This is a genomic window from Providencia sp. PROV032 (genome assembly GCF_028484875.1).
In the GTDB taxonomy this organism is placed as follows: Bacteria; Pseudomonadota; Gammaproteobacteria; order Enterobacterales; family Enterobacteriaceae; genus Providencia; species Providencia rettgeri_E.
In genome coordinates, this window is sequence record NZ_JAMPSX010000003.1 from 1 (window position 1) to 26769 (window position 26769).

Consider the following 26769-nt stretch of genomic DNA (forward strand, 5'->3'; position numbering starts at 1 on the left):
GCAGTCAACAACGCTGCAAATTGAAGTATGACGAGTATAGCTGGTGAATGATGCAATATTTTGTAACACTATAGACACTAAAGATTCATCAATATAAGCCGATAACTCACATATGAAAAAAATCGGAAATAGGAAAACACATTATGGCTATTGAGCAAACATCTGCAATTTCTGCGCTGACTCAGGTGACAAACCGCGACCCACAAGACACAGCAGCTCCAGTACGGGACAAAAAAGTGTCCACCAATGAAGTCGTTAAAGAAAGTTCTTTTGCTCCTAGTGAGCTACAGAAAAAATTATTGCAACCACAGGCAAGTGATATTAATAGTGCTAAAGTTGAACAAATTAAACAAGCAATCAAAGATGGCACCCTAACAATGGATGCTGAAAAAATTGCTGATGGCATTTTGCGCGATGCTCATGAATGCATGTTATCAATGAAATAAATAACCACTATGACTGACGAATTACTGATATTACTTGAGCAACAACTCGCCCATTTGCAATCATTACAAATAGTGATGAAAAATGAAGAGCTATTACTAGGTTATCACCGTGTGCCGCCTTCGCCTTTTCAAGAAACCACTGAACAAAAACGGTTTTTAGTTGCTGCGATCGGCCATGGTGAAACAAACCGCCTAGCGTTAGAAGCGCAATCTGAGATCAGTGCACCTTATGAAGGCAATGATGCACTAGCAGGTGTATGGGAAGCCATTAAAAGCTTAACAACTGAGCTAAAAGAGCTGAATTATCGTAATCACCAAATGCTACAGTTGCATATTGAGCTCAACGCTCAGCGCCTCAATTTTGTGAAAAAACATAATAACCAATCCACTTATGGTGCGGATGGTTTAGAGTCAAAAAGCCCTGCATTAGGTAAGAAAATTTCGATTTAAGGTGGATATTGCCTTTGTAAACTTAAAAACCGCCCTTTTATTTACTAGATAATAAACACCTTTTCATCAATCAATGTGAGTAGCCTTAATGCTGCACCATTTGGTTTAATCTCCCCTCTTTCCCATTTGGAAACACTTTCCTTAGTCATATTTAATATCAAAGCGAGAGAAGACTGAGAAATATTATTTTGCTCACGAATACGTTTAATATCCGCTCCTGTCATAGGCTTAGGATTAGTGAATTTTTTCTTGAGCTCTTGTGCTTTTATCCGCGCTTCGATACGGCGAGCCGCAGTATCATCAGCAGCACCAATTGCTTCCATTTCTTGAGCAAATTTCAGTAACTCATTTATTTTATTACTCATAATGAATCCCCACCAACAGGTTAGCATCAGTCCACCATAATTTTTACTATGGTAAAAATTACCATAGTAAAGGGAAAAGAATATCCTAATTAAGCAAAGTCTTGGAATAAAAAAAGAGAAAAGTTGTCACTTAATAGCGAGAACTTTCCTCTTCTAAAAATTATATTTAGTCACTCACGATAAGTATAAAAATTAGCTTCCGCTTATCATCGAAGTCATTCTTATCTTACGATGGTCCGTCATTTCTAAATTCGACATGACCACCAGCTGCGGCAGGCTGCGACGCAAGAAACGCGATAAAATCAAACGCAAACCATGGTTGACTAATAATACCGTTGGTGCCCCCATCGCCTCCTGATGTGCCACGGCTTGCTCCGCTTGAGTTTGAATAAACTGTGCCAAATTCGGCTCTAAACCACCGCCATTTTTAGCGGCTTGCAGTAAGATCTGTTCAAGACTAGCTTCTAAACCGATAACTTGAATTTCTTCTGCGTTACCAAACCACTGTTGAGTAATGGCGCGGCCTAATGCAATACGTACTTGCGATGTTAAGTAATCGGTATCTTTGTTCTCGCCGTTTTCCCCGGCCATTTCTGCCAAGGTTTCAATGATGGTGCGCATATCGCGGATCACCACATCTTCCATTAATAGATTTTGCAGTACTCGGTGCAAAATCGTTAACGAAATCGTATCTGGGATCAGGTCATCTGCCAGTTTTGGCATCTCTTTTTTCACACGGTCATACAGCATTTGTGCTTCTTGGCGGCCAAATAAGGTGCTGGAGTTTTGTAGTAAAATTTGATTAAAGTGAGTGGCCACCGCAGTACTCGCTGATACCACCGTATATCCTTGGATTTGTGCTTGTTCACGTAAATCATCATCAATCCAAATAGCGGGTAAACCAAACGCAGGCTCTTTAGTGATATCTCCCTGCAGCGTCCCCGCGGCATTACCAGGGTCAATAGCCAGACTGCGCCCTGGTTGTGCTTCACCACGTCCAACTTCCGCACCCTTAATCAGAATTCGGTATTCACATGGGGAAAGTGCTAAGTTATCGCAGATATGCACCACCGGTGGTAAGTACCCCACTTCTTGAGCAAATTTCTTACGTAAACCACGTAGTCGCCCTAATAATTCACCTTGCTGGTCATTATCCACTAATGGGATCAATCGATACCCCACTTCCATCGCCAGTAAGTCTTCTAATTGCACGTCATCCCACGTGGCTTCAACCACTTTATTGGCTTCTTGGAAATGCTGCGATTGGCTATTATCCCCAGCGCTGCTTTCCGGTTGCTGCGATTTACGCACTAAATACCAACCAAGGGCAGCCAATGCTGCGGTAAACAGTAAAAAGACAAAGTTAGGCATGCCCGGGATCAAACCGATTAAACCAAGAACGCCCGCACTCAACCACATCACGCGAGGGTTATTGAATAGCTGGGTGACCATCTGCTCACCCACATCTTCATCCGTTGCCACTCGCGTAACAATAACCCCTGCCGCCGTTGAGATAATCAAAGCAGGTATTTGCGCCACAAGCCCATCACCAATAGTCAGCAAGGTGTACGTGCTTGTCGCATCCCCCAAAGACATATTGTGTTGAGCAACACCAACAATCAGCCCACCCACTACGTTGATCACCATAATCATGATCCCCGCGATAGCATCCCCGCGGACAAACTTACTCGCACCGTCCATTGAGCCATAAAAATCCGCTTCTTGAGTCACTTCCGCACGGCGTTTTTTCGCCTCATCATCCGTAATAATACCTGCGTTCAAGTCGGCATCGATGGCCATCTGTTTACCCGGCATACCATCTAACACAAAGCGAGCGCCCACTTCAGCAATACGCCCCGCCCCTTTTGTGATAACCATAAAGTTAATCAATATTAAGATGATAAATACCACGATACCTATGGCAAAATTTCCCCCGACCAAAAAATGGCCGAACGCTTCAACCACGCGCCCTGCAGCATCTGGACCTGTATGGCCTTCCATTAGGATGATCCGGGTAGAGGCGATATTCAAAGAGAGTCGCAATAAAGTTGCAAATAGTAATATGGTTGGAAAAGCGGCAAAATCCAATGTACGCTTGGTAAACATCGCCACTAATAACACCATAATGGAAAGTGCAATATTAAAGGTAAACAGTAAATCCAATAAAAATGCCGGTAATGGCAATACCATCATCGACAAAATCAATAAAATAAGAACCGGCCCGGCCAGTATTTGCCACTGCGTTCCCTGTAAGTTTTTCGGCAATTTTAATAAGGTAGCCAAATTAGCCATCGCGATTGTTATCTCCAGCAAAGTCCAGCGTCGGTGGCACTGGTAAATTTTTCGGTTTTTTTGGTCTGAGCCCACCTTCACGACGCCAACGACGCAGTAGGTAAACCCATGCTAAAACTTCTGCAACCGCTGCATACAATGCAACAGGAATGCTTTGCCCTATCTCCGCGTGGCGATATAGCGCACGAGCAAGCGGTGGGGCTTCTAGCTGTAATATTCGGTGCTCTTCACCAATTTCTTTGATGCGCTGTGCTAATACACCTGCACCTTTCGCTAATACTTTTGGTGCCCCCATTTTTTTGTCATCATATTTAAGGGCTACTGCATAGTGCGTTGGGTTAGTGACGATGACATCCGCACTTGGGACATCCGCCATCATTCGGTTACGCGCAATCGCACGCTGTTGTTGGCGAATTTTGGCCTTAATCTGCGGATCACCCTCTTGCTGCTTGAATTCATCTTTGATTTCTTGGCGACTCATGCGCAATTTTTTCAAATGGGAGCGAAACTGATAGAAAACATCAAAAGCCACCATAGGGATAAGCAAAAACACAATTAAATAGCCGGCAAAAATCACTTTCTGCAACGCATTGCTCAGCGCGGTAATAGGTGATTCCATCACTAAATGCAGTAATGAGGGCCAACTTTGCCAAAGAAAAATAAATGCCCCTAACCCCACAAACAACGATTTTAAAATCGCTTTAAACAACTCAGATAACGCATTCATCGAAAAAATACGTTTTAGCCCTTTGATTGGATTTAATTTTTTCAAATCAAATTTAATCAACTTGCTATTAAAAACGAGTCCTCCCACTAACGATGACGCAGAAATACCCACTAGCGCTAACCCGCCAATAACGGGTAATAAAGCAAATAACGCCTCACTCACAACACGCCCTAAGTAACTGAGCATCAAGCCGGTATTTTGTAAGTAATGACCATCAAATATAAAACCCTGCCGAGCAATTTGTCGTAATTGTGTAGCCAGATGCCCACCACTGAGCCATAGCAAGCTCACGCCTGCTAACATCATCATTAGCGAGCTTAATTCTTTTGAACGAACGATTTGCCCATCATCTTTGGCTTTTTGCTTTTTATGGGGGGTGGGCTCTTCGGTTTTTTCTACATCACTCTCGTCGGACACCGCGGTTCCAAAATTTAATGAAAATACGAGTTATCGCTATAGCATGACAGAGTGTAAAAAAATCAATGGTGGAAAATAGACGCAGTTCAAGGGGGTTATTTGCCTATTGAGCAATAAGGCGGCAATTTTGCGAAGGGTTTCGCAGATATGAACTCCCACTGAAGATAATCCTATATTTAGCATTAATAAAGAATAAAATCCCTATATGAGCAATAAGCATGCTTAATTACACATACCCGAACACGTGTAATTAAGGAAATACCATGAGTACAACGGCTCAAAGAATGAAAAAAACCGTCAGTGTCACTATAACACCTGAACTCTATGAACAAGCTAGGAAAGCCAAACTCAATTTTTCTGCGGTACTAGCTTGTGCTTTACAAGCTGAATTAAAACGCCTCGAAGCACAAAAATGGAAAAATGAAAATATTGACGGCTTTAATGAGTTAAATAGGATCAAGGAAGAATATGGATTACTCTCAGATAAATACAAGGATTTTTAATGCAATATTGCCTCTATCAAAATCGAGATGATGCTATCAAATACTCATATTTACTGGATATTCAAAGTAATATTATTGATATACTAAATACTCGCTTAGTCATCCCGTTATTCGATAGCAGGCTAGTTAAAAAACCATTACCCGCCCGCTTAAACCCACAACTCGTTATCAACGGGCAGTTTTTTATTTTAATGACGCATCAAATGGCTTGTGTTCCTCTTTCATTATTAGGAAAAGAAGTCGTTGATTTGACTCACCAACGAGACACTATTAAACACGTAATCGACTTACTTATTAATGGCTTTTAACGATAAAGGGTTATTATGGATATTTGCCACCTTGTTGCCCCAGATATTTCCTTAGAAGATGCCCCCAAACATGCCCAGCGCATGCTTGACTGGCTAAAAGAACAAAGCATCATTGACCCACATTTCCAAGGCGTTGAATATGGCGAAGTCATTTATCGTCCTACCCCCGCTCACAAAGAACCCATTTTATATGTCATTAATGATGAGATCGTGCCGACTCAGTTACCTGAAGATACCTTGAAAAACTATTTATCTATCGTTACCGAACGCACTGTGTTCCATGCAGGGGGAAATGGTCTCGGTATTTACTGCCCACAATGTGCTAGTGAACAAAGCGAACAGAGTCATGCATGGAGCGATGCGGTGTCTGATTGGTATGAAGGAAAACCAGAAAACCTCGCTTGTTTTGGTTGCGATTTTCATGGTCCACTTAATGCATGGCAATTTGATCCACAATGGGCATTCGGCAATTTAGGTTTTAGTTTTCATCACTGGGATATCCGCGATGATTTTATTGAGCTATTTGCACAAATACTTGGCAGTAAGATCATCGCAGTCTATCAACATGATTAGTGCGAATGAGCACAGGTCAACAACACTGCAAGTTGAAGTATGACGAGTCGATTATTTGGGTGGAAAATCTAAGGTAATCCGCATCCCCACCGCCTCTGCATATTTTAATAACGTGCCTAATTTCGGGTCGAACTGCGCTTTTTCCAAACGTGACACATTTTGCTTTTGCGTTTGCATTCTTTCTGCGATTTGCATTTGAGTTAAATTATTGGCTAAACGCGCTTTTTTGAGCTGGTTGATTAACGCTTGCCTCACTTGTAACTCAGAATAACATTCATCGCTATCCCCATCATTTTCTTGAACTATTTCAGCTTGTTCTTTCATCACCAAAGTTGAAATTAAATCGTTATTGATCATTGCAATTTTCTCCTTGTCGCTCAAATACAAGAAAACTACCCTAACCCTATGTAATTAGAGTAGTTTAATTAGAAAACTTGTTGGCAATTAGAAGCCCAGTTCATCAAGTAAATCATCAACCTGAGACTGTGATGCCATCACATTAACGCCTTCTTTATTGATTTGCGGACCATTGAGCAAACCTTCGTTTTGCGTTTTCGCACGCATTTCAGGTGGCGTGTTTTCCATTAACAGTGCAAGCAGTTGTTTCTCTGCTTCTTCAACCACTTCCATCATTTTTTTGATGACTTGCCCTGTTAAATCTTGGAAATCTTGCGCCATCATGATCTCCAACAGCTCTGCTTTAGTCGTTTCGCTGTCTTGGATCACTTGTCCTAAAAAGGCTTCTGTTGACTCACGCAATTGCGCTGGAACCGTATCACCAACGGTTTCTTGCCACTGTTGCTGCAGCACCTGCGCATTTTTATTCATGTCCACTTGCAGTGGTTTGATGACATCAATGCCATTTAAGGTTTTTTCTGCTGCTTGCGCTGTCATTTGTGCGATATAACGCAGTCTGTCTTTTCCATCTGGAATACTGGCCACGGCTTGTTGAACGCTTTTTTCTAAGCCCAATTCGCGCATACTCTCACGCAGGGTTCTCATTAGCGTACCAATGCGCGTAATGACTTGTTTTAAATCATCATTACCATTGCGAATACCTTCCATACCCACTTGTTCAGTCATGAAACTCTCCTTTGGCACGCCCTGTTATTGCAAACCCATTTTTTCGAATACTTTATTCAATTTTTCTTCTAGAATAGCGGCAGTGAAGGGCTTAACGACATAACCACTTGCCCCCGCTTGCGCTGCAGCAATAATATTTTCTTTTTTCGCTTCCGCTGTCACCATGAGTACGGGGATATGCTTCAAGGCATCATCACCACGAATAGTTTTAAGCAATTCAAGGCCATCCATGTTTGGCATATTCCAGTCAGCAACAACAAAATCAATGTTGCCTGTACGGATTTTCTCTAATGCATCAACACCATCTTCCGCTTCTTCTATTTTGTTAAATCCGAGCTCTTTTAATAAGTTACGGACGATACGTCGCATTGTAGAAAAATCATCGACAACCAAAAAACTGAGATCTTTAGCGGCCATAACCACTCCTTCAAAATACAATTGTGAGTTCCTGCCTCGGCTTAAACCGTGACAGAAGAAAGTCTTGCTAAAACACTTGGGGCAATTTTGAGGATATCTTGCACTTCATCCGCAGCCCCCATTTCAATCGCCGCACGAGGCATACCAAACACCACGCAGCTACTTTCGTTTTGTGCGTAAGTGATTGCCCCTTGCTGACGTAAATTTAGTAGTCCTTTCGCACCATCCATCCCCATCCCTGTCAATAAGATGCCAATACATTTTCGCCCAACACATTGAGCTACTGAATCGAACAACACATCAACAGAAGGACGATGGCGGTTAACAGGTTCGCTTTGCTGTAAAATGACTTGAAATCCCTTGCCTTTATCCGTAATCAACATATGCGAATCGCCTGGTGCAATATAGGCATAGCCTTTTTGTAATAACTCGTTGTGTTCGGCTTCTTTTACAGTCAGTACACAGAGTTTATTTAAGCGATCCGCAAAAGAACGGGTAAAACCCGCAGGCATATGCTGAGTAATCACCACTGGAGGGCATTCATGAGGTAACATTTCCAAAAATTGACGTATCGCCTCCGTTCCGCCCGTCGATGCCCCCACCGCAATCACGCGACTATTGCAAACATAGGGAGAGAGCGCTTTGGCTTGGGAAACAGGCTCATTGATCTTTTTTTCTGGACGAGCAAAACGGCTCCGTTGCGTAATTTTAGACATAGCTGCCGCACGGATTTTTTCACCAATAATATCGCGATAACTCATCATGGTTTCACGAATACCAATTTGGGGTTTTGTAACAAAATCTACAGCACCTAATTCCAATGCTTTTAACGTCACCTCTGAACCCTTCGACGTTAATGTTGAAACCATTACCACTGGCATTGGATGTAAACGCATTAATTTTTCTAAGAAATCAATACCATCCATTCGTGGCATTTCCACATCTAACGTGATCACATCCGGTTCATACTGTTTAATTAAGTCACGTGCGACATAAGGGTCTGGTGCAGTATCGACCACCACCATGTCTTCATGACTATTAATAATTTCACGCATTAATTGGCGCATCAGTGCTGAGTCATCCACACATAGCACTTTAATTTTTTTCATTACCCCCTCCTCGCAGCTTGTAAGCTGTAGACGGTTTGCCCTTTAATAACGAAACTTTGCGATAGCTGTGATAAATTTTCGGAGTGCCCAATAAATAGCAAGCCATCTGGCTTAAGCAATGTAGCAAAGCGCTCTAACATTTTGATTTGCATTTCTTTATCAAAATAAATCATGACATTACGACAAAAAATCACGTCAAATCGGTGCTGCATTTGCCAATCATGATCACTCAAATTTAAATAACGAAATTCAATCATTTGGCGCAATGCCGGCTTGACTCGCGCATAGCCATCAAACTCGCCAACGCCTTTCATAAAATAACGTTGTCTTTGTAATGCCGTTAAAGACTTCAGCTCTTCTATGCGATACACACCTTGTTTCGCTTTTTCTAGCACTTCCGTGTCAATGTCACTGGCAATCACTTTGGCATTAATTGCATTTGGCCCAAGAACATCGCTCAGTGTCATTGCTATCGAATATGGCTCTTCTCCTGTTGAAGATGCGGCACACCAAATATTAATGGCGCTATTTTTACGTGTACGAACAAACTCGGCTAACGTCACAAAATGATGAGGCTCACGAAAAAATGCCGTTAAATTTGTCGTCAAAGCATTCACGAAAGCTTGCCATTCTGCATGGTGAGGCTCTCGCTCTAACATCCGTAAATAATCTGAAAAATTGTCGATATTACAATCACGTAACCGCTTCAATAGCCGGTTATAGACCATATTTTTTTTATTCATGGTGAGGACAATGCCTGATTTTTTATGAATAAATCGACAAACCCGACCAAACTCATCATCAGTCAGTGGTTCTACCTGTGGTACAAAAAGCATCGTACTTGTCGTCCTATTCAATAAAAACCCAGAGGCAGCCAGTTATTTGGCTGCCTTTTAGGGTAGATAACCTAAAAAAAACAATTAATTACGTTTATCCACCGAAAATTCAAAAACGAATTTTCACTACACTTAACGCCAATTGCGATTTAAATGGCTTTCGGGTAATTCAAAGAATGCAACGGTGTCGACTAAGTTGTTCGCTTGGTCTTCTAGTGCCGCTGTCGCGCTGGTCGATTGTTCCACTAATGCCGCATTTTGTTGTGTCACTAAATCCATTTGGCTTACTGCTGTGGCGACTTGCTCAATACCACGGCTTTGCTCATTGGAAGCAGAGGCAATATTCCCCATTAATTCCGTAACTTGGTTAACGGCTGCAACCAATTCACTCATGGTCGCGCCTGCTTCATTAACCAGTTGGGAACCTTGACTCACTCTGCCAACAGATTCATCAATCAATGTTTTAATTTCTTTTGCTGCTTCCGCGCTGCGCTGCGCCAATGCCCTGACCTCACCGGCAACCACAGAAAAACCACGCCCTTGTTCACCCGCTCGAGCGGCTTCAACGGCGGCATTCAATGCTAAGATATTGGTTTGGAAGGCGATGCCATCAATCACACTAATAATGGCGCTAATTTTTTGTGAGCTATTGGAAATCGAGGTCATGGTGTCAATCACGTCTTCCGTGATCTCCCCACCTTTCGTTGCGGTTTTTGATGCACTCACCGCCAGTTCACTCGCTTGGCGTGCGTTATCCGCATTCTGCTTAACAGTTGCTGTCAGCTCTTCCATACTGGCTGCAGTTTCTTCGAGCGATGCAGCTTGTTGTTCAGTACGCGATGATAAGTTATTATTTCCTAAAGCAATCTCACGGATCCCTGTATACATTTGATCCGTATTCGAGCGCAATGCTGTTACTGAAGTCACTAAAGACTCCTGCATATCCTTTAGCTTGCCAAATACCTCACCGATTTCATCACCAGTCGTTACTTCAATTTTTTGATTGAGTTTGCCGTCAGCCACTAATGCAAAGTGCTCTCCCATACTTTTCAGTGGGTTAATGACTTTACGTTTCATCCAATAGTGCGCAAATGTAATAACAGCGATGATGATGACGATCACTGAAGCGAATGAGCTCCACGCAAACGTGTTATACATTCTGGCTGCTGCAAGAGATTCATCGTTTTCCGCATTCAGTAATTCAAGGTATTCCTCAACAACTTGCTCTAACTGGTCCTGGTTTTCTTGGGCAGGAAGTTCAATATAGGCAGCAATGTCATTGTTATCTAAATGCGCTTTTAAGGCTTTGAGTGTCAATACAAATGCTTGATACCGAGTCTCAAGTGCCGCAAGATTTTCTTTCTCACTCAAAAGAGGCTGATTTTTAAACGTAGTGTAATCTTTCTCAGCTTCTTCGAGTAACTTATCAAAAGTTACTCTCGTTTCTTCAATTAATGGTTCGTTACCACCCACTTTATGCAGCAAAGCAATTTGCGTTAGGCTATTGCGTGCTTGCATTAAGTGTTTACTGGTTTCCTCAAGCATTGCTCGCTTATCAGACCCCAAATCAATACGCTCTAAAGATTTTAATTCACTTACTACAATCCCAACAGAAACCCCGCTAGACACAATCTGCATCCCACAAAATAAAATGAGAAGTAGATACAAACTCACCGAAATTCGGATATTTTTACCAAACATAGAAATCCCCACTTGTGCCAGCTAAGAGAACTGAACCTCTGAAACATTGCTTTGTTTTCTAATGCACAGAAACGCTGCAAAACCGAGGCTTTGCAGCGAAAAGCTGAGCTTAATCCTTAGAAAGTTTCCCAATTGTCATCATCTTTATGTTCTTTCGATGACAGTTTTGTCAGATCCGGTGTTTTCACGATATTTGAAACCGTTCTTGCTGCCGGCTGAATATTGCGTATTTCACTTTGTTTTAATGGTGGTAAACGGAAGATAGAGATCAGTTGCGACAATTTCGCCACTTGTTCTTCCAAGACATTGGCCGCCACCGCAGATTGTTCAACCAACGACGCATTTTGCTGTGTCACTTTGTCCATTTCTGCAACAGCGATACTGACTTGTGCAATCCCTTTGCTTTGCTCATCAGATGCGGTCGCAATGTGCGTCATAATGTCAGTCACTCGTGTGACAGACTCGACAATCTTGGTCATCGTTTCACCTGCATCTTCTGCTTGGCGAGCACCTGTCCCTGTTCTTGACACTGAATCTTCAATTAACGTTTTAATCTCTTTCGCGGCATCAGCACTGCGTTGCGCCAAATTACGCACTTCATCGGCCACTACAGCAAAGCCACGTCCATGCTCACCAGCCCGTGCCGCTTCGACAGCCGCATTGAGCGCTAAGATATTAGTTTGGAAAGCGATGCTATCGATAACTGCGGTGATATCAGAGATTTTCTGTGAGCTATCCGCAATATTTAGCATGGTACTGACGACATTCGATACCACTTTGCCGCCTTCTTTCGCTATCACTGAAGCTTGGTTTGCAAATTCACTGGCTTGATGAGCGTATTCGGTATTTTGTTTTACGGTTGCAGTCAACTCACTCATACTGGCGGAGGTTTCTTCTAAGCAAGCGACTTGTTGCTCAGTTCGTGCCGACAAGTCATTGTTACCTGCAGCAATTTCAGTTGTACCTTGGTAAATAGTTTCGCTACCATCTAGCACACCACGAACGGTATTAATCAGTTCCTGCTGCATATGTTGAACACCATTGGCCAACTCACCGATTTCATTGTTGGCATTTGTGGTTACGTTCGGTGTTAAATCGCCTGACGCAAAAACTGTAATACGTTCAATTAAGATATTGAGTGGCTCAATAATACCTTTACGTACATAGCGATAACTGAAGAAACCAATTAAGGCGAGTAAGATAGATAACGTCACCAACATATATAATGATTGGCGATAGTTATTATCTGCATTGACGACTTCGGCCTGGAAATCAGCAGAGATATCGGCAAAATACGCATTAAATTGCTCTTCAAATTTTACTTGGTGGCCTGACGTTCTGTGTGCGTAAAAACCTTCAAGATCACCTTTTTCCGCAAATTCACTTAACTTGATTAGCGCATCACGATAGGTTTCATAGGTGCTAAACAGTTTTTCAAATTTGGCTTTATCATAATCTGAACTTTGCATCAGCTTGTTATAGCGGGCATAAGCATCATCAGCGGCTTTAAAGTTACGTTTAGCGGCTTTAATCAACTCTTCTGTCGTTGCATCATCTTGAATTTTACGACCTTCAAGTAAATAGGCATTGATAGAGCGGTTTAAGTTAGCTCGAGCTTGTAACAAATTGACCCAGCTTTCTGTTAATACTTGTCTTTGGCGTTGTAATGAATTCAAGTAACTGATGCTGTCGCTGTTATCGCCCAGTTTGGTAAACATCAACCCACTGGATACCAGTTGCAGCAAAATAAAGATAAAAATGACGGACAAAAGTCCCGATACGATTTTAATTCGACTGTACATGACGTTTTACTAACATAATTTTGTTGTATTTTGGATATCGGTCATCCAACCAAAAACTTTAGTTAATGACTTATTATTATTTGAACAATTATTGGGGCTGAGCGTTACTCAGCCATGCTGTCAATCAGCGCCATTTCATCGCTAGTTAATAATTTTTCGATATCAACTAAAATCAACATACGGTCATTTAATGTTCCGAGCCCTGTCAAATACTGAGTCGATAATGTCACTGCAAAATCAGGCGGTGGCGCAATTTGTTCTTCATTCAAAACCAGCACATCTGAGACGCCATCGACGACAATTCCGACGACACGATCTTTTAAATTCACCACAATAACCACGGTGTTATCGTTATACACCACGTTTTCATGGGAAAACTTCACCCGTAAATCAATAATCGGGATGATGACTCCACGCAAATTAGTTACACCTTTGATAAAATCAGGGGTGTTCGCAATACGGGTCACTTGCTCGTAACCACGTATTTCCTGCACTTTCAAGATTTCAATGCCGTACTCTTCTTCACCTAAAGTGAAAATGAGGTAGCCTTCGCCGTTTTTTTCTTCTTCGTGTTTATTTAAATCATCATCTAACATAGACATGGTGTATGGCCTCTATTTAGTGCACGACAGGTTGAGAAACCTGCTGTTTCTTTTTAATCAAAATGCTGTTATTCATTTTTTGTAGCTCAGCCACATCTAAAATCAATGCAACAGAACCATCGCCCATAATCGTTGCTGCTGAAATACCCGGGATCTTGCGATAATTACTTTCAATATTTTTTACGACGACTTGTTGTTGCCCAACTAATTTATCGACTAACAACGCAAAACGGTGACCTGCATTTTGAATAATCAGCACAATACTGTTATCTAGATTTCGCTCGGCTTCTTCGATGGAAAATACTTGGTGTAATTCAACAAGTGGTAAATATTCACCGCGCACAAGCAGCATTTTTTCCTCTCCAGCTAAGCGATAAATATCCTCTTGGCGAGGCTGCAAGGTGCTAATAATGGCACTCAATGGAACGATGAAGACATCCTCCGCGACTTTCACAGACATACCATCCAAAATGGCTAAAGTGAGCGGTAATAAGATGCGGATAATAGTGCCTTTACCTTCGGTAAAACCGATTTGAATACGGCCGCCCATGTCTTGGATATTTCGTTTAACCACATCCATTCCAACACCACGCCCCGAAACATCCGTTACGACCTCTGCGGTTGAAAAACCCGGAGCCATAATCAGCATCGCAACTTCATCATTGCTCATACCATCATGCACATTCATGCCTTGTGATTTCGCTTTCGCCAAAATACGTTCACGATTTAACCCTGCACCGTCATCACGAACTTCAATGCAAATATTGCCACTTTGGTGTGCGGCCGCTAAGGTCAATGTGCCAGCCTCTGGCTTACCATTTGCCACACGAACTTCAGGCTTTTCAATCCCATGGTCGAGGCTATTACGAACAAGGTGATTCAGGGGGTCGACGATGCGCTCAATCAAACTCTTATCTAACTCAGTTGAGCTTCCTTCGACTTTCAGTTCGATTTTTTTACCTAACTTGGAAGCAATATCGCGTACCATGCGCGGGAAACGACTAAACACGTAGTCCATTGGCATCATGCGAATTGACATAACGGATTCTTGCAAGGCCCGTGAATTACGCTCTAACTGCACGATTGAGCTTAACAAATCACTGTATTCGTTTTGATCGACATGTTGACTATGTTGGGTCAGCATGGACTGGATAATCACCAACTCACCCACTAAGTTGATCAACTGGTCAACTTTCTCTACTGCCACACGAATGCTGCTCGAATCCCCTTTCGGTTTAGCGATTGCCGTTTTTTTAGCCGGGGTAGCAGGCACCGGTATAACAGGTTTTACCGAGGTTTGCGGCGTATCTTGCGATCCTACGGTATCACTTACCTCGGTTTCAATTGCACTTGTTTCAACTTTGTCGCCATTGAATAACGTTTCTTCTTTCGAAAAAGCGCGGCAATCGGCAAAGGAAACCGCTTCATGGTTAATTTGCGATTCATCCACCACAAAACATAACACTCCACTAATATCATCAATACCCGTATTAGTGCCTACCCATGCTTGCAAACTATTTGCTGTTTTTTCAGTATGATATAAATGCCCAAATAAACTGAGTTCATCCGCCAGTAAATCAACTTCATTTTCTTTGAGCTGATTTAACGAGATCATAAAGTAGTGTGAATATTCACTTTGCTCCGCGGGTGCGTTTTCAACAACCGCATCTTCAACTTTAGTTTCAACTGGCGCAGTACCTGTATCAGCAACCTCCTCTGCTTTATTTTCGACTCGGCTAAGTACCTCACAAATACGTTTGAAAGTGTCTTCATCTGGTAAAGAATCATTTTTATAGGCATCTAACTGTGACGCCATGACATCTTTTGCATCGAGGAAAACATCAATGATGTCAGGAGTGAGCGTTAACTCATCATGACGCGCCTTATCTAAAAGGTTTTCCAATGTATGAGTCGTATTCTGCAACTGAGTGAAACCAAAGGTTGCAGCCCCTCCTTTTATTGAGTGGGCACTGCGGAAGATGGCATTGAGTTGCTCGCTATCCGGGTCAAAAGGATCAAGATCAAGTAAATGTTGTTCCATATCCCTGAGCAACTCATCAGCTTCATCGAAAAATGTTTGATAAAACTCGGTAATATCCATGGTTTTTATCCAATTTCGCTTACGTTTCACTTAACGCTGACTGCCGAGCAACCCGGCAGACAACTAAACAAGTTATCTAATAAATTCAAATAACAGCCATTCATCACGGTATTTTCACCGCAGCGACAACACCCACGGCCGTTTCTGGCATGGGCTTTTGCGGTTTATTGAGCACATCATTGATCGGCTTCGCGCCATCGTATTCACGGAGGATCTGTTTTGTTTCTTCATCATTTAACACGATAATGCTTATCCGACGGTTAATCGGAGCAAAACCATTTTCTTTATCTAAATGAATCGCTGAAGCCATTCCTACCACGCGTAAGACTTTGTTTTCATCCATTCCACCGCGGATCAACTCGCGGCGTGAAGCATTTGCCCGGTCAGATGATAATTCCCAGTTGCTATAATTAGCCCCATTGGCATACGCCAAATCATCGGTATGCCCTGAGACACTAATACGGTTTGGTACATCATTAAGAAGTGGCGCTATTGCGCGCAAAATATCGCGCATATAGGGTTCAACCGTTGCCGATCCCACTTTAAACATCGGTCGATTTTCACTATCAACAATTTGTATACGTAGCCCATCATTAATCATATCAATCAGTAAGTGGGGCTTTAATTCGTTCAAACGCGGGTCTTTTAAAATAGCCTGCTCAAGAGATTCTTTTAATTTTTCAAAACGATAGTTTGCATTACCATCAATGATATTATTGGGCTCTGGCATCACATCCCCATCACGAAAAATAGGGTCTTTACCCCCACCAGGGATCGGATTTGTGGCATCCCCACTTTTACTTCCCGGGTTGATAGCTGTGCTTAAGGGGGTGCGGAAATATTCAGCAATTTGTGTTAATTCTTGAGGACTTGAAATTGAGATCAGCCACATTACTAAAAAAAACGCCATCATCGCTGTCATAAAATCGGCATAAGCGATTTTCCATGAACCACCATGCCCGTTTTGCTGATGCGAACTGCGCTTTTTAACTCGAATAACATGAGGTGTATTGGCTGCCATCCGTTAGTTACTCCTCTGTTGTTTCTTGTGAGCGAGCACCTACTTTCACTTCCCGAACTTTATCTTCGAGTTCAACAAATGAAGGCCTATCTGCGCTGAATAACACCTTACGGCCAAATTCAACCGCTATTTGAGGAGCGTAGCCTTGCAATGCAGAGAGGAAAGTGACTTTAATGCATTCCATCATTTTCAACTGTTCACTACTGCGCAGCCTAATCAATGCAGCTAAAGGTAAAATAAAACCATAAGCCACTAAAATACCTAGAAATGTCCCTACCATTGCATGAGCAATTAAAGCCCCCAACTCACCCGCAGGGCGATCCGCTGAGCCCAAAGCATTAACCACCCCCAGTACAGCCGCAACGATCCCAAAAGCAGGCATAGAGTCACCGACCATATTTAAGCCTGAAGCAGGCACTTCATTTTCTTGACGAAAAGTTTCTAACTCTTCATCCATTAAGGCTTCAATTTCATGGCTTTGTAAGTTACTACTTACCATCAGACGTAAGTAATCCACGATAAACATCATGGTGGATTCGTCTTTTAAAATACGGGGATATTGAGAAAAAATGTCACTTTCACTTGGATTATCAATGTCTTTTTCAAGAGCAAGCAGACCTTGTTGACGTGACTTATTCAGTAATTGAAATAACAACGCCATTAAGTCCATTGACATTGCTTTATTGTAAGAGGAACGACGGAAGAGTTTTGGTAATACTTTACACAAGGCGACGATGGATTTGCCACTGTTACCAACAACAAAGGCACCTAATCCTGCACCTAAAATAATGACAAATTCAGCGGGTTGATAAAGCGCACCTAAATGGCCACCGACCATTAAGTATCCGCCAATAACCGCAACTGTAACAATGATATACCCGATGAGTATTAACACAATATTCCCTTTCACTCCGTTGGTTAACAGATGGCAGTCAAAGGGAATATTAGGAGTGACAGGCAAAACCTTTGCCTGTTAACCAAATCAATCCAATTACATTACCGCTTTAGTAATGCCATCCTGTCGATATACCGTAATATCGGCTAGATGTTCGGAAAGTTTACGTTTTTTTATTGCTCGTGATGGCGGTTGGCATAAACTGCAAGTAAAGCTATTTTCGGGAATATGTGCGTAAGTAATAAACGAGCCATGGCAACAACTACATTGCGAACTTTGTAACATACCGCTTTCCACAAAGCGGACCAACGTCCAAGCGCGTGTTAACGCCAATAAAGGCTCTTCTCCGGGTTCTGGAATACACTGTTCAAGATATAATCTATATGCTCGTAATATGGCATCAACACCGCGACATTGGCCACTTTTAAGTAAAAATTGATAAGCATTATAGAACATGGATGAATGAATATTCTGTTCCCACGTCATAAACCAATCTGTGGAGAAAGGCAGCATCCCTTTTGGTGGAGGGCAACCTCTTAGCTCTTTATATAAACGAACTAAACGACCACGACTGATTTGAGTTTCACTTTCTAACATTTGAAGGCGAGCGCCTAAAGAGATCAATTCCATAGCTAGGCGAATATCATTCGCTTCTTGGACTATACTTTTTTCAGCTGAGGTACTCATCTTTTTCTCGCTATTTCGGTGTCGCCCTCATTATGCGTTTGCAATAATCGGGTCGAAAGTAAAATACCTGTATGAATTTGTTGTAATTCATCGACTCTTGAATCACGGGTTAGCTTTTCAATTGTGTCACTATTATCAAATCTAAACTGGCAGATTAGCTGGTTTGTCTCTGCTAATTTGACTAATTGAGGAAGTGTAAGATCTGCTAAAGTCGTTGCCATTGCATCAGAGATACCGAGACGAAACATCGCAGAGGCTTTCTCTTGAGAGATGAGTTTTTGGGCTAATAGCAAATATGAGAGGTTAATATCGTATATATGCTTCAGAAAATCTGTCGTCGAGCTCATTTTTTTCCTTTCCGAATATTATCAACATCTGTGCGATCTGTGTGCAAAAAGAACAAATATGAATTTGAAAGTATTGTGTAATCAAATTATTAAATTTAAAAAGTAATTAAATTGGGTAAATGAAATTCCATTATTTTCCCATGTCATCCATTCAAAAATACCCAAATTGGAGTATAGATACACTGACTTCCAAACCTAAATTAAATATATTTCCTGAATACCTACAACAAAATAAGGGGTGACCAAAAAATTATCGATTTCCATAAGAATCAGAAATTGCTGATGTCATTATTAGTCGCCAATTATTATGCACCACTAAATTAACTATTCAAGGTACTTATGTTTCTTTTTGTACCAATGAGATGATTACCCATTAATTCATTAAATAATCTTCATTATCTCTTTATCTTCTATCACCTTATCCTAAATATCAACAACATTCTCAGTCACCCTAAGCAAAATGGTAGGATTTTAATCAAACTAACAACTCTTTAGATGTGATAACTAAGCAAAAAGAACCAATCACAACATCAAAAACAAAATATTGATCCAAATCAATTTTTAGTATTAAGAAACTAAGTTGCACATAAGTGCATTAAGGTGTTATCGGCATTATTGGAATAAAACTTAATCATTAATTTTCAATAAGTTTAATCTATACTTCTACCATCATTCAAAATTATTCAATCGTAGTTATCATAAAAATACTCATTATATTGTCATACATATGAATTATCCCCTCTCAACTTTCATTAGAATCATTAAACAATGATTTCAATACCACAACATGGCAATATTAATAAAATTTATAAAAGTTACATCATTAACCAATAATAAAAATCTATTTAGTTGAAATAATTCTGTTAGCGTATTTTGTTTATTTAGTATCTTAAGTAATTATTTTGTTATTAGTTCATTAAAGTGATTTTTTTGATTAATTAATATTTTCTTTTTTATATAAAATAACTGAAATTTCATTTTTTTTAATAAAAAGATCAACCTACGCCAATCTATCACATTTATGTCAAGAGCAAAAAATCAAGGTTTCAATTAAGAACATTCCGCTTTCTTTCGGTTTTTATATCACTTTTAAAATATTTGAACGGTACTAAAAATAAAAGTACTAAAGGTATTATTGCCTGTCTTCATTTTTATCGTTTTTAGCCGTTTTCACGTCTCCCTCCTAAAATTAATTAACTAAAGTTATAGTAACTATTGATTACTATATACTTTTATTTTAACAAAAGCCCCAAAATAGCAATAAGACTTAAGTGAAATCACTTAGTGGAATAATGAGGAATTAAAAAATAAATTACTTTTCGTTAAAATAATTCAGTGAGTAACTTGTTTACAAAAGAAGCTACCTTATCCCCCATTTTCATGGTGAAAATTCTTTCCAATATGTGATCTCCCTCACTCTTGTTTTCTTTATTTCCTAATAATTTCCGAATAAAACGATTGTTACATTCGTATATTTATGACAATGAGATCACATTAATCATTCTAATGATAACTACTGAGCAATATCCAAGCCAATAGATACAAAAATAAAAGAAGGAATGACTAGGTAAGTGAAGTGACAAACTTGTTTTCCTCATGCACCAATGCAACACTTAACAGTCTGGAATATAATTTGAAGGAAAAACATGTTCACTTATCAAGCATCCGTTGAGTTTATTGAGGAAGAAAATATATATGAAATCAATTTTAGCGATTTTCCTGACTTACAGGCTGTTAGCTATTGTAAAGAAGATGTTGAGTTAGAGGCCCAAGAAATTTTACTAGGCTCGTTTGCAGAATATATTGAACTCAGGAAACCAATCCCACTGGCTGCGCCAACAAAAAGTGATGCAACCTTTACTGTTTATTTACCGATAATCTGCTGCTTAAAAATTGCTTTGCATAACGCCATTCTCAACTCCGCAATACAACGTGCCGATCTTGCTCGCAGGTTGAATATCAATGCACAACAAATAGAACGTTTACTGGATATTCATTACGCATCTAAAATTGACCTTTTAGAGCAAGCCTTATACTTATTAGGCGTCGAAGCTTCAATCACTATGACGCAAAAATTGCTTGATAACAGCTAAGTTAGCCACAATTCAAGGTCAATATAATGAAAATATCATGGAAAAAACCAGGATCCCTTTACTGATTTATTCGATATACTAATAAGTGCTAATGTAATAGCAGAGGCTTGAGTTAAATTTAGCTCCTAACATCTCAAACTCTGCAGTTAAAATAATTCTTGTATATTCAGTTCCTTATAAAATAATAGCCCCTATTTCAAACCGCCTCTTTTAAGCTGCTCAAAACCCAATCAAATTTTACGTTCCCAACCAAAAGCAACTCTCCCTTCAAATAGCCACTCAGTTCTTTAGTTCCGCGCTCTAATAGCCTGTCATTTTATCCTGCTATTAAGTCCAAAAAAGTTGAGAGATAACTTTATACTGCCCCTAAACTAACTAATTCCTTACTATGAATTAAATATTAACGTAAAAAGACTAATCAATATTTGATTGCCCTTTAACTATTTTATAATCCCTAGAATAATTTGTTTTAATTTAAAGCCTCAATGAGGTACAATCGATACGTTTTATATGGGGAATATGTATGAAAAAAGAAAAACACCTAATCTCAAATATAAAAAACAACGACCAACCATACTGGCCTACATTAAAATTAATGTTAAGCTCATTAATTGTTTTTAATTTTTATTTAAATTTAGTTGATAAAAGCAAATATTCATTGCTTATTAATGTTTTTGACCTAACACTAATTCCTATGTTTGTATTTATAGTCGCATTTATAACAAAAAACACAACATGGAAAGAATTACTATCTCACCTTCTTCCAGCTTTTATCATTTATTTTACGTTTCAAACAATCGATATGCTCCCACTTTACTTTACTGGTGAGTTAACGTTAAAAGCATTCTTACTTTCCCCTCAGTACGGAGTTTGGTTCTTTTTAGCAACACCTATATGGCAAGCTGTTTTTTTATTATTACCAGAGAGCTTTAAATCAAACAAATTCAAGTTATCAATAATTTTAGCGATATCCCTATTAATATCCTATATAACAAAGAGTTATCTCATGACCCTCTCTGGGTTTTTCTCGGTTTTTTTATATTTTCCTTTTTTTGTCACAGCTTATTTTATTAATAATGAAAATATATCTTCGTTAAGAAAGGCGCCTATTATATCTATTTTCACCATAACTATCTTAACTGTTTTGTTCCTTAATTATCGAGATGTTTTTTTTGAATCCATATTTAACACAATTACCCCTCACTTATTAGCCGACTCCTTTTTTATCTATATTTTCAATTTCACAGTAAGTCTAATATTAGGGTTGGGTATTATTTACTTTGCATTATCAACTCGTAGATATGAAAAAATATCAAATAATGCCTTAGGTGTTTATTTAATTCACCCTATTATCTGCTTTGTTATATTACAAATTTTAAATCATTTAGGCATAGAGCTTAACTTCACTCTCATGGTGATATCAACTTTAGTCACAATTATTCTCGCACTTTTATTAGCGTCAAATTCAATTATTCATTGGTTTATTGAACCAGTATTTCGCTCTAATAAATTGAAATAATAAATTCATGAAGGATGTAATGACATCCTCTTAAATGTCAAATATATTATTGGCATAGATAATGTGAACAGAACCTTTACAAAACTTGTAACCCATTTAATATTCATTTGATAGTATCCCATTGAATTCATCACAATGGAGTGTTTTATGCGCAAATATATTGCACCTTTAGCGGTAATCTCAATCACACTACCTACGTTCGCTATGGCCAACTCTATACAAACCTCATCAGAATCTGTACAGGTAAAAGATGGTGTTATTAGTGCCCCTGAAGTCACTATTAAGTTAAACGGAACACAATCAGACAAAGGGTCACAGGGAAAGATTATCGTAGAAGCTGATTCTATCGAAATTGTCGATGGGGAACTGCGAGCAAAGGGCGCTAAATTATATGAACAGAATAAGGAAATAGAATAAGTAACTTATTGCCTGGGCAACGACAGCTCAGGCAATAAAAAACCCACTAGAGTATCTTTTTATTCCAACTTCGTATTCTTCTTTATACTCATTCCTTGTTGCAACACATAGCCACTTATCTGTGGATTTGCCATTTTCACTTCTATGTGCCCTTATTTATTCTAGAATTTCCCTTGCCTCTATCAGCTATGCAAGAAAGGGCCGATTAGAAAAGTATTGAGATGGTTCTGCGATATGCATTCTTAGTACCAGATTACTTAGCGAACATGCTAAACAAATTGATGCAGTATTTAATGGTCACGTCCCAAATAGTACGGATAAGTAACTCAACTAACACATAACTCTTTGAAAACCTTGGTGGGTTGTGTGGGGATCGAACCCACGACCGAGTGATTGAGAGTGCATAGAACTCAAATTGCAGCTTACGAAGGCGGTGAAGCTCGCCCTCGCATTAATACATTGAATAATTTAGCCGCCGCCCTTGGAACCACTCCTGAGTGGTTAGCTTCTGGCGTTGGAGAGGCTCCCGATATAGCAAGAGTCAGATCAACTATAACCTTGCCATTAATTCCTGTTATCACCTTTGTTCAGGCTGCTAACCTTTCTAGTGGTGATGATGTTGTTGGATATGATTACATTCCTGCTCCAAGGCTTGCACCTGATTCAGCCTTTGCTGTCAAGTTAGACGGTGACTCCATGCAATCTAATTCAACAATAAGCTTCCCTGCGGGATGCACCGTAATATTCGACCCAGAATCAGATGTCTGTAACGGTGATTTTGTTCTATGTAAAATTGAATCAAGTGATAATGTAACATTTAAGCAATTGATAATAGACCAAGGTGAGTATTACTTGCACCCTTTAAACCCAAGCTATATGAATATCTTAGCTGGTAAAAACATATCTATAATCGGGGTAGCAATAGAATCAAGGCACGAACTCTCGCCAGATGTTATTATGCTATCCAGAAGCGGGATGATATCCGACTTTATGGAAAACATCAGCGATAAAGCTAAAAAGCAAGAAACTGAATCCACAAATGACAGTATTTCTGAAAGGCTAGACAAAATAGAGTCTATGCTAGAACAGCTACTCAGTAAGAAATAACCACCCAGCCCAAGGACGGGCTAGATATATAGTTACTCAATCAGGTTTTCTACCATTTGCATCTATTAGCTTCCATATGCCGTTATTGTATTGGAATATCATAGTAAATTGATTATTTACTTCCTCAGACCAGTAATCCAATATTGCAGAGTTATCTTCTATATAAATAACTGACAGGTTATGAGGAAAGTCAGGCTCTTTGTCAATGTTGTAAAAGTACCTTTGAACTTGATTGTCAAAGTCAGGAATATTTCTGCTAATTTCAACTATAAATCCTTTCAAGTTTTCAAAGTTCACGACTTGCTCTGGTCCTAAACCAATAACAATATCGTTCTTTGTTGATACAGTAACCTCATCACTATCGAGAACAACATCGCTTTCACTGGAGATAAAGTCATTCTCGTGATACCTGTTTATCCTTTTCATCTCACCATCCCTTCAATTAGTTTCAGTAATGTTAGCTCAGCGGGAGTGCAAATTCTATTCGCCATCTAGCCTATAAGAGGTGTAGCCAACTACGCCTGCAAAAGGAATCTTTGTTACTGCAAATTCAACAGAGCCATAGCTTGTCTTAATAGTTTTCTTCATGCTTTTATTTTCAAAGTCACCGCAGGATTTTTTGAACTCGCCCAATTGAGCAGTATCGACATTCAGACTTGATAAATAGTTAATTTCTTTAGGTATGTTGCCACAGTCACTCTTTTTAAATTCACTCACAGAATATGAATTCACAACTGACATTAGTCTGTCATTTTTAAACATCAATATGATATTACTAGTCCACGGCGTAAAAGGTTCTTGGCCTTCTAGGAAAAAATCTATCTCACACGCTTTATACCCACGCATACCTTTGCAATTACTTAAATCAATATCTTCAACTTTACCAACATCTTCAAAATTTTGCCCCCACTTCAAGCCAAACGGAGCTTTAGCTTCAGTGTTTAGCCCTGCTGCATACCCATTAAAACAAGCAAGAGTTAATAATCCTGCGATAATTCCCTTTTTCATACATCACCATATTTACGTTAAGTACGCAAATATTAGGATAGGTGCAGAGTTCAGGCAATAAAAAACCCACCGGAGTGGGTTAGTGATGCACGTTAGCTACTCATAGTGTTGTGAAGTGGGGCTAACTCATAAGCAATCTTTATTGTAATAAACTCTCAAATGATCAATATTAAGTCATATCAACTGATTAATTCATATGCACATGTGATTGGTGACATGACAACTAGTGAAAATAACCCAGGCAAATTAATTTGGCATGTTTCCTGTGATGAATCAGGAATAGATGGCCAGAAATATTATGGATTTGGCAGCTTATGGATGAAATATCAGCGCCGTGGTGACTTTGTACGATTAATTAGAGAGTTAAGAGAAAAGCATGGCTTTTTCAATGAAATTAAATGGCAGAAGGCCCACGCAAAAAAGAATGCAGAGTTCCATGCAGAACTGATTGATTTTTTCTTTAAGCATCCGTGGCTAGCATTTCACTGTATTATTATTGAGAAATCAATCGTAAATAAAGCATTGCATGATGGGGATTATGACCTAGCAATGAGGAAGCATTTTGGCACCCTTATATACGCTAAAATTAACAATGTCATTTCAGCACACCCAGACAGAGACTGTGAGTTCAGAATAGAAGTCGACCCACTCCCTTCTCGCTACAAGAAGGCGGACGAAGCATTCCATGCTATATGCAATAATAGGCTAGCAAAAAGACATGGGAAGAAAAATATCATATCTACCGTTGTAACCAAAGATTCAAAATCATCAGAACACATCCAAATTGCTGATTTCTTACTTGGCTCTGTGATGTGCGCATACCAAGGGAAAGCATCTTCCGAAGCTAAGCTCGCTGTATCTGATAATGTTGCCAGTTATCTTGGGTGGGACACGATGTTTCATGATACATGGAACAATGAACGGAAATTTAATATTTGGACATTTCATGACCCTACAAGGGGCTCTAGAAGGGTAGAAACAAAAGCAGTAAATCTCAAATACAAGCTTCCAGATAGGAAAAAGTGATGCCGACCTCACAGCCAGCACGGTTGGAGTTCCAGTCAATCGACGAAGTGACCAACTAGGCGGGATCATTTCTGGGGGCCGCCTCCGCATTCCCAAAACCTTGAATTCAATTCCTATAAATTAGCTTATATACCAGTTAATTTCAATGAGCTGACTCGAAAAAATAACACGTCGTCAAGATTTAACCACAGGTAACTCATCAAAATTTGTCGTGTACGCAGGTGACAACATTTCACGCTTCATTTGGTATCCACTATCGCCGCCTTTCGCAGCAAACCAGACTTTGCCCAGCCCGCTATTGTTTATCGTGTCTAATGTTTTCATCAGTTCATCGCTATTCTTAAATGGCTTCTGAGTCGAAAACATGTCGAACTGAGTAATATCTGAATTTGTGAAGTCGGACAATATTATCCCTGCTTTATAGTAGCGATAGCCTTCTCGCCATATAGCATCCAATCCACGCATGGCAGCATTGATGATGTCCCGCGTGTCGCTGCTATGGTATTCAAGTTTAATACTGGCGCTGTTAGCATAATCTTCACCAGAGGCGTGTCTGCTTGTTTGGATAAATAGCCCAATGATTCGGCATCGCTGTTTTTCTTCACGTAGCTTCTCTGCTGCACGTTCTGCATAGTCACAAACGGCCTTGCGCATAGTCTCAATATCTAAAACTTTCTTACCGAACGAACGTGAGCATAATATTTGTTGCTTAACTTTCCTAACTTCTTCAAGTTTAATGCAGGACTCACCATTAAGCTCTCGGAGAGTTCTTTCTAGTGTCACGCCAAAGGTTTTCCGTATTGTGGCCACTGGTGCATTAGCTAAGTCTAAAGCGGTATAAATGCCCATAACTCTTAACTTGGCTGAGATTCTACGACCAATACCCCATACTTCCTCAATTGGAATAAGTGACAATA

Annotated in this window: 29 protein-coding genes; 10 read left to right on the forward strand and 19 right to left on the reverse strand. The window is 39.9% G+C overall.

Features of this window, described 5'->3' with window-relative positions:
• Positions 1-143: 143 nt before the first annotated feature.
• Positions 144-446, forward strand: coding sequence for a flagellar biosynthesis anti-sigma factor FlgM (gene flgM, locus PSF42_RS01415; RefSeq protein ID WP_213914080.1), 303 nt, complete (start codon positions 144-146; stop codon positions 444-446).
• Positions 447-455: 9 nt separating this feature from the next.
• The gene (locus PSF42_RS01420) at positions 456-896 is read left to right on the forward strand and encodes a flagella synthesis protein FlgN (RefSeq protein ID WP_102139593.1); all 441 of its coding nucleotides are present in this window, start codon (positions 456-458) and stop codon (positions 894-896) included.
• A 44-nt stretch (positions 897-940) separates the two neighbouring features.
• Here PSF42_RS01420 and PSF42_RS01425 read toward each other — a convergent pair whose 3' ends face one another.
• From PSF42_RS01425 to flhB, 3 genes are all read right to left on the reverse strand, one after another.
• Entirely contained in the window at positions 941-1261 is a 321-nt protein-coding gene (locus tag PSF42_RS01425) for a helix-turn-helix domain-containing protein (RefSeq protein ID WP_125890804.1), read from the reverse strand.
• A gap of 192 nt (positions 1262-1453) precedes the next feature.
• Positions 1454-3553: a flagellar biosynthesis protein FlhA gene (gene flhA, locus PSF42_RS01430; RefSeq protein ID WP_272679322.1), complete on the reverse strand. Its 2100-nt coding sequence runs from the start codon at positions 3551-3553 to the stop codon at positions 1454-1456.
• Positions 3546-4697, reverse strand: a complete 1152-nt coding sequence (gene flhB / locus PSF42_RS01435; RefSeq protein ID WP_272679323.1) for a flagellar biosynthesis protein FlhB — start codon at positions 4695-4697, stop codon at positions 3546-3548. Before flhB ends, flhA begins: the two co-directional genes overlap by 8 nt.
• 263 nt (positions 4698-4960) lie before the next feature.
• Here flhB and PSF42_RS01440 point away from each other — a divergent pair, with 263 nt between their 5' ends.
• The 3 genes from PSF42_RS01440 to PSF42_RS01450 are packed head-to-tail and all read left to right on the forward strand — an operon-like array spanning position 4961 to position 6081.
• Entirely contained in the window at positions 4961-5200 is a 240-nt protein-coding gene (locus PSF42_RS01440; protein ID WP_272679324.1) for a type II toxin-antitoxin system CcdA family antitoxin, read from the forward strand.
• Complete coding sequence (locus PSF42_RS01445; protein WP_272679326.1) at positions 5200-5508, forward strand: CcdB family protein; 309 nt, start codon at positions 5200-5202, stop codon at positions 5506-5508. Before PSF42_RS01440 ends, PSF42_RS01445 begins: the two co-directional genes overlap by 1 nt.
• 15 nt (positions 5509-5523) lie before the next feature.
• Positions 5524-6081 carry a hypothetical protein gene (locus PSF42_RS01450; RefSeq protein ID WP_272679327.1) on the forward strand — a complete coding sequence of 186 codons (558 nt, stop codon included), beginning with the start codon at positions 5524-5526 and terminating at the stop codon, positions 6079-6081.
• 51 nt (positions 6082-6132) lie between these two features.
• Here PSF42_RS01450 and PSF42_RS01455 read toward each other — a convergent pair whose 3' ends face one another.
• The 13 genes from PSF42_RS01455 to flhD all read right to left on the reverse strand — a co-directional run bounded on the left by PSF42_RS01455 (position 6133) and on the right by flhD (position 18682).
• On the reverse strand, positions 6133-6438 hold the full coding sequence (locus PSF42_RS01455; RefSeq protein ID WP_125890798.1) for a helix-turn-helix transcriptional regulator: 306 nt from the start codon (positions 6436-6438) through the stop codon (positions 6133-6135).
• Positions 6439-6525: 87 nt separating this feature from the next.
• Positions 6526-7164, reverse strand: coding sequence for a protein phosphatase CheZ (locus tag PSF42_RS01460; RefSeq protein ID WP_213914086.1), 639 nt, complete (start codon positions 7162-7164; stop codon positions 6526-6528).
• 24 nt (positions 7165-7188) lie between these two features.
• Positions 7189-7581 carry a chemotaxis response regulator CheY gene (gene cheY, locus PSF42_RS01465; protein WP_034782834.1) on the reverse strand — a complete coding sequence of 131 codons (393 nt, stop codon included), beginning with the start codon at positions 7579-7581 and terminating at the stop codon, positions 7189-7191.
• A gap of 41 nt (positions 7582-7622) precedes the next feature.
• Positions 7623-8690, reverse strand: coding sequence for a protein-glutamate methylesterase/protein-glutamine glutaminase (locus PSF42_RS01470; RefSeq protein ID WP_248468154.1), 1068 nt, complete (start codon positions 8688-8690; stop codon positions 7623-7625).
• On the reverse strand, positions 8690-9526 hold the full coding sequence (locus tag PSF42_RS01475; protein WP_248468433.1) for a CheR family methyltransferase: 837 nt from the start codon (positions 9524-9526) through the stop codon (positions 8690-8692). Before PSF42_RS01475 ends, PSF42_RS01470 begins: the two co-directional genes overlap by 1 nt.
• A gap of 132 nt (positions 9527-9658) precedes the next feature.
• Positions 9659-11227 (reverse strand): methyl-accepting chemotaxis protein, encoded by a 1569-nt coding sequence (locus PSF42_RS01480; RefSeq protein ID WP_248468153.1) that lies wholly within the window; start codon positions 11225-11227, stop codon positions 9659-9661.
• A gap of 116 nt (positions 11228-11343) precedes the next feature.
• Complete coding sequence (locus PSF42_RS01485; protein WP_125890794.1) at positions 11344-13029, reverse strand: methyl-accepting chemotaxis protein; 1686 nt, start codon at positions 13027-13029, stop codon at positions 11344-11346.
• Positions 13030-13133: 104 nt separating this feature from the next.
• Positions 13134-13631, reverse strand: coding sequence for a chemotaxis protein CheW (gene cheW / locus PSF42_RS01490; RefSeq protein ID WP_004909833.1), 498 nt, complete (start codon positions 13629-13631; stop codon positions 13134-13136).
• A gap of 16 nt (positions 13632-13647) precedes the next feature.
• Positions 13648-15732, reverse strand: a complete 2085-nt coding sequence (gene cheA, locus PSF42_RS01495) for a chemotaxis protein CheA (protein WP_272679328.1) — start codon at positions 15730-15732, stop codon at positions 13648-13650.
• A gap of 103 nt (positions 15733-15835) precedes the next feature.
• The gene (gene motB, locus PSF42_RS01500) at positions 15836-16753 is read right to left on the reverse strand and encodes a flagellar motor protein MotB (RefSeq protein WP_213914090.1); all 918 of its coding nucleotides are present in this window, start codon (positions 16751-16753) and stop codon (positions 15836-15838) included.
• Between the two features lie 7 nt (positions 16754-16760).
• Positions 16761-17648 carry a flagellar motor stator protein MotA gene (gene motA / locus PSF42_RS01505; protein WP_213914091.1) on the reverse strand — a complete coding sequence of 296 codons (888 nt, stop codon included), beginning with the start codon at positions 17646-17648 and terminating at the stop codon, positions 16761-16763.
• 96 nt (positions 17649-17744) lie between these two features.
• Positions 17745-18335, reverse strand: coding sequence for a flagellar transcriptional regulator FlhC (flhC, locus tag PSF42_RS01510; RefSeq protein WP_102139579.1), 591 nt, complete (start codon positions 18333-18335; stop codon positions 17745-17747).
• A complete protein-coding gene (gene flhD, locus PSF42_RS01515; protein ID WP_004909823.1) occupies positions 18332-18682 on the reverse strand; it encodes a flagellar transcriptional regulator FlhD in 351 nt (116 codons plus the stop codon). The genes flhC and flhD overlap by 4 nt, the downstream gene beginning before the upstream one ends.
• Positions 18683-20328: 1646 nt before the next feature.
• Here flhD and PSF42_RS01520 point away from each other — a divergent pair.
• The 4 genes from PSF42_RS01520 (at position 20329) to PSF42_RS01535 (ending at position 23818) form a co-directional block, all read left to right on the forward strand.
• On the forward strand, positions 20329-20775 hold the full coding sequence (locus PSF42_RS01520) for a hypothetical protein (protein ID WP_272679329.1): 447 nt from the start codon (positions 20329-20331) through the stop codon (positions 20773-20775).
• Positions 20776-21298: 523 nt separating this feature from the next.
• Positions 21299-22294, forward strand: coding sequence for an acetyltransferase (locus tag PSF42_RS01525; protein ID WP_272679330.1), 996 nt, complete (start codon positions 21299-21301; stop codon positions 22292-22294).
• Positions 22295-22441: 147 nt separating this feature from the next.
• Positions 22442-22711 (forward strand): hypothetical protein, encoded by a 270-nt coding sequence (locus tag PSF42_RS01530; protein WP_272679331.1) that lies wholly within the window; start codon positions 22442-22444, stop codon positions 22709-22711.
• Between the two features lie 399 nt (positions 22712-23110).
• Positions 23111-23818, forward strand: a complete 708-nt coding sequence (locus PSF42_RS01535) for a helix-turn-helix domain-containing protein (RefSeq protein WP_272679332.1) — start codon at positions 23111-23113, stop codon at positions 23816-23818.
• Between the two features lie 36 nt (positions 23819-23854).
• On the opposite strand, the gene PSF42_RS01540 is transcribed toward PSF42_RS01535, so the two are convergent.
• Together PSF42_RS01540 and PSF42_RS01545 are read right to left on the reverse strand one after the other, a co-directional pair.
• Positions 23855-24244 (reverse strand): hypothetical protein, encoded by a 390-nt coding sequence (locus PSF42_RS01540; RefSeq protein ID WP_272679333.1) that lies wholly within the window; start codon positions 24242-24244, stop codon positions 23855-23857.
• Positions 24245-24298: 54 nt separating this feature from the next.
• Positions 24299-24826: a hypothetical protein gene (locus tag PSF42_RS01545; RefSeq protein ID WP_272679334.1), complete on the reverse strand. Its 528-nt coding sequence runs from the start codon at positions 24824-24826 to the stop codon at positions 24299-24301.
• Positions 24827-25042: 216 nt separating this feature from the next.
• Here PSF42_RS01545 and PSF42_RS01550 point away from each other — a divergent pair, with 216 nt between their 5' ends.
• Positions 25043-25852, forward strand: coding sequence for a DUF3800 domain-containing protein (locus tag PSF42_RS01550; protein WP_272679335.1), 810 nt, complete (start codon positions 25043-25045; stop codon positions 25850-25852).
• A 174-nt stretch (positions 25853-26026) separates the two neighbouring features.
• Here the strand turns inward: PSF42_RS01550 and PSF42_RS01555 are convergent, their stop codons facing one another.
• Positions 26027-26767, reverse strand: a complete 741-nt coding sequence (locus tag PSF42_RS01555; RefSeq protein ID WP_272679336.1) for a DinB/UmuC family translesion DNA polymerase — start codon at positions 26765-26767, stop codon at positions 26027-26029.
• Positions 26768-26769: the final 2 nt, after the last annotated feature.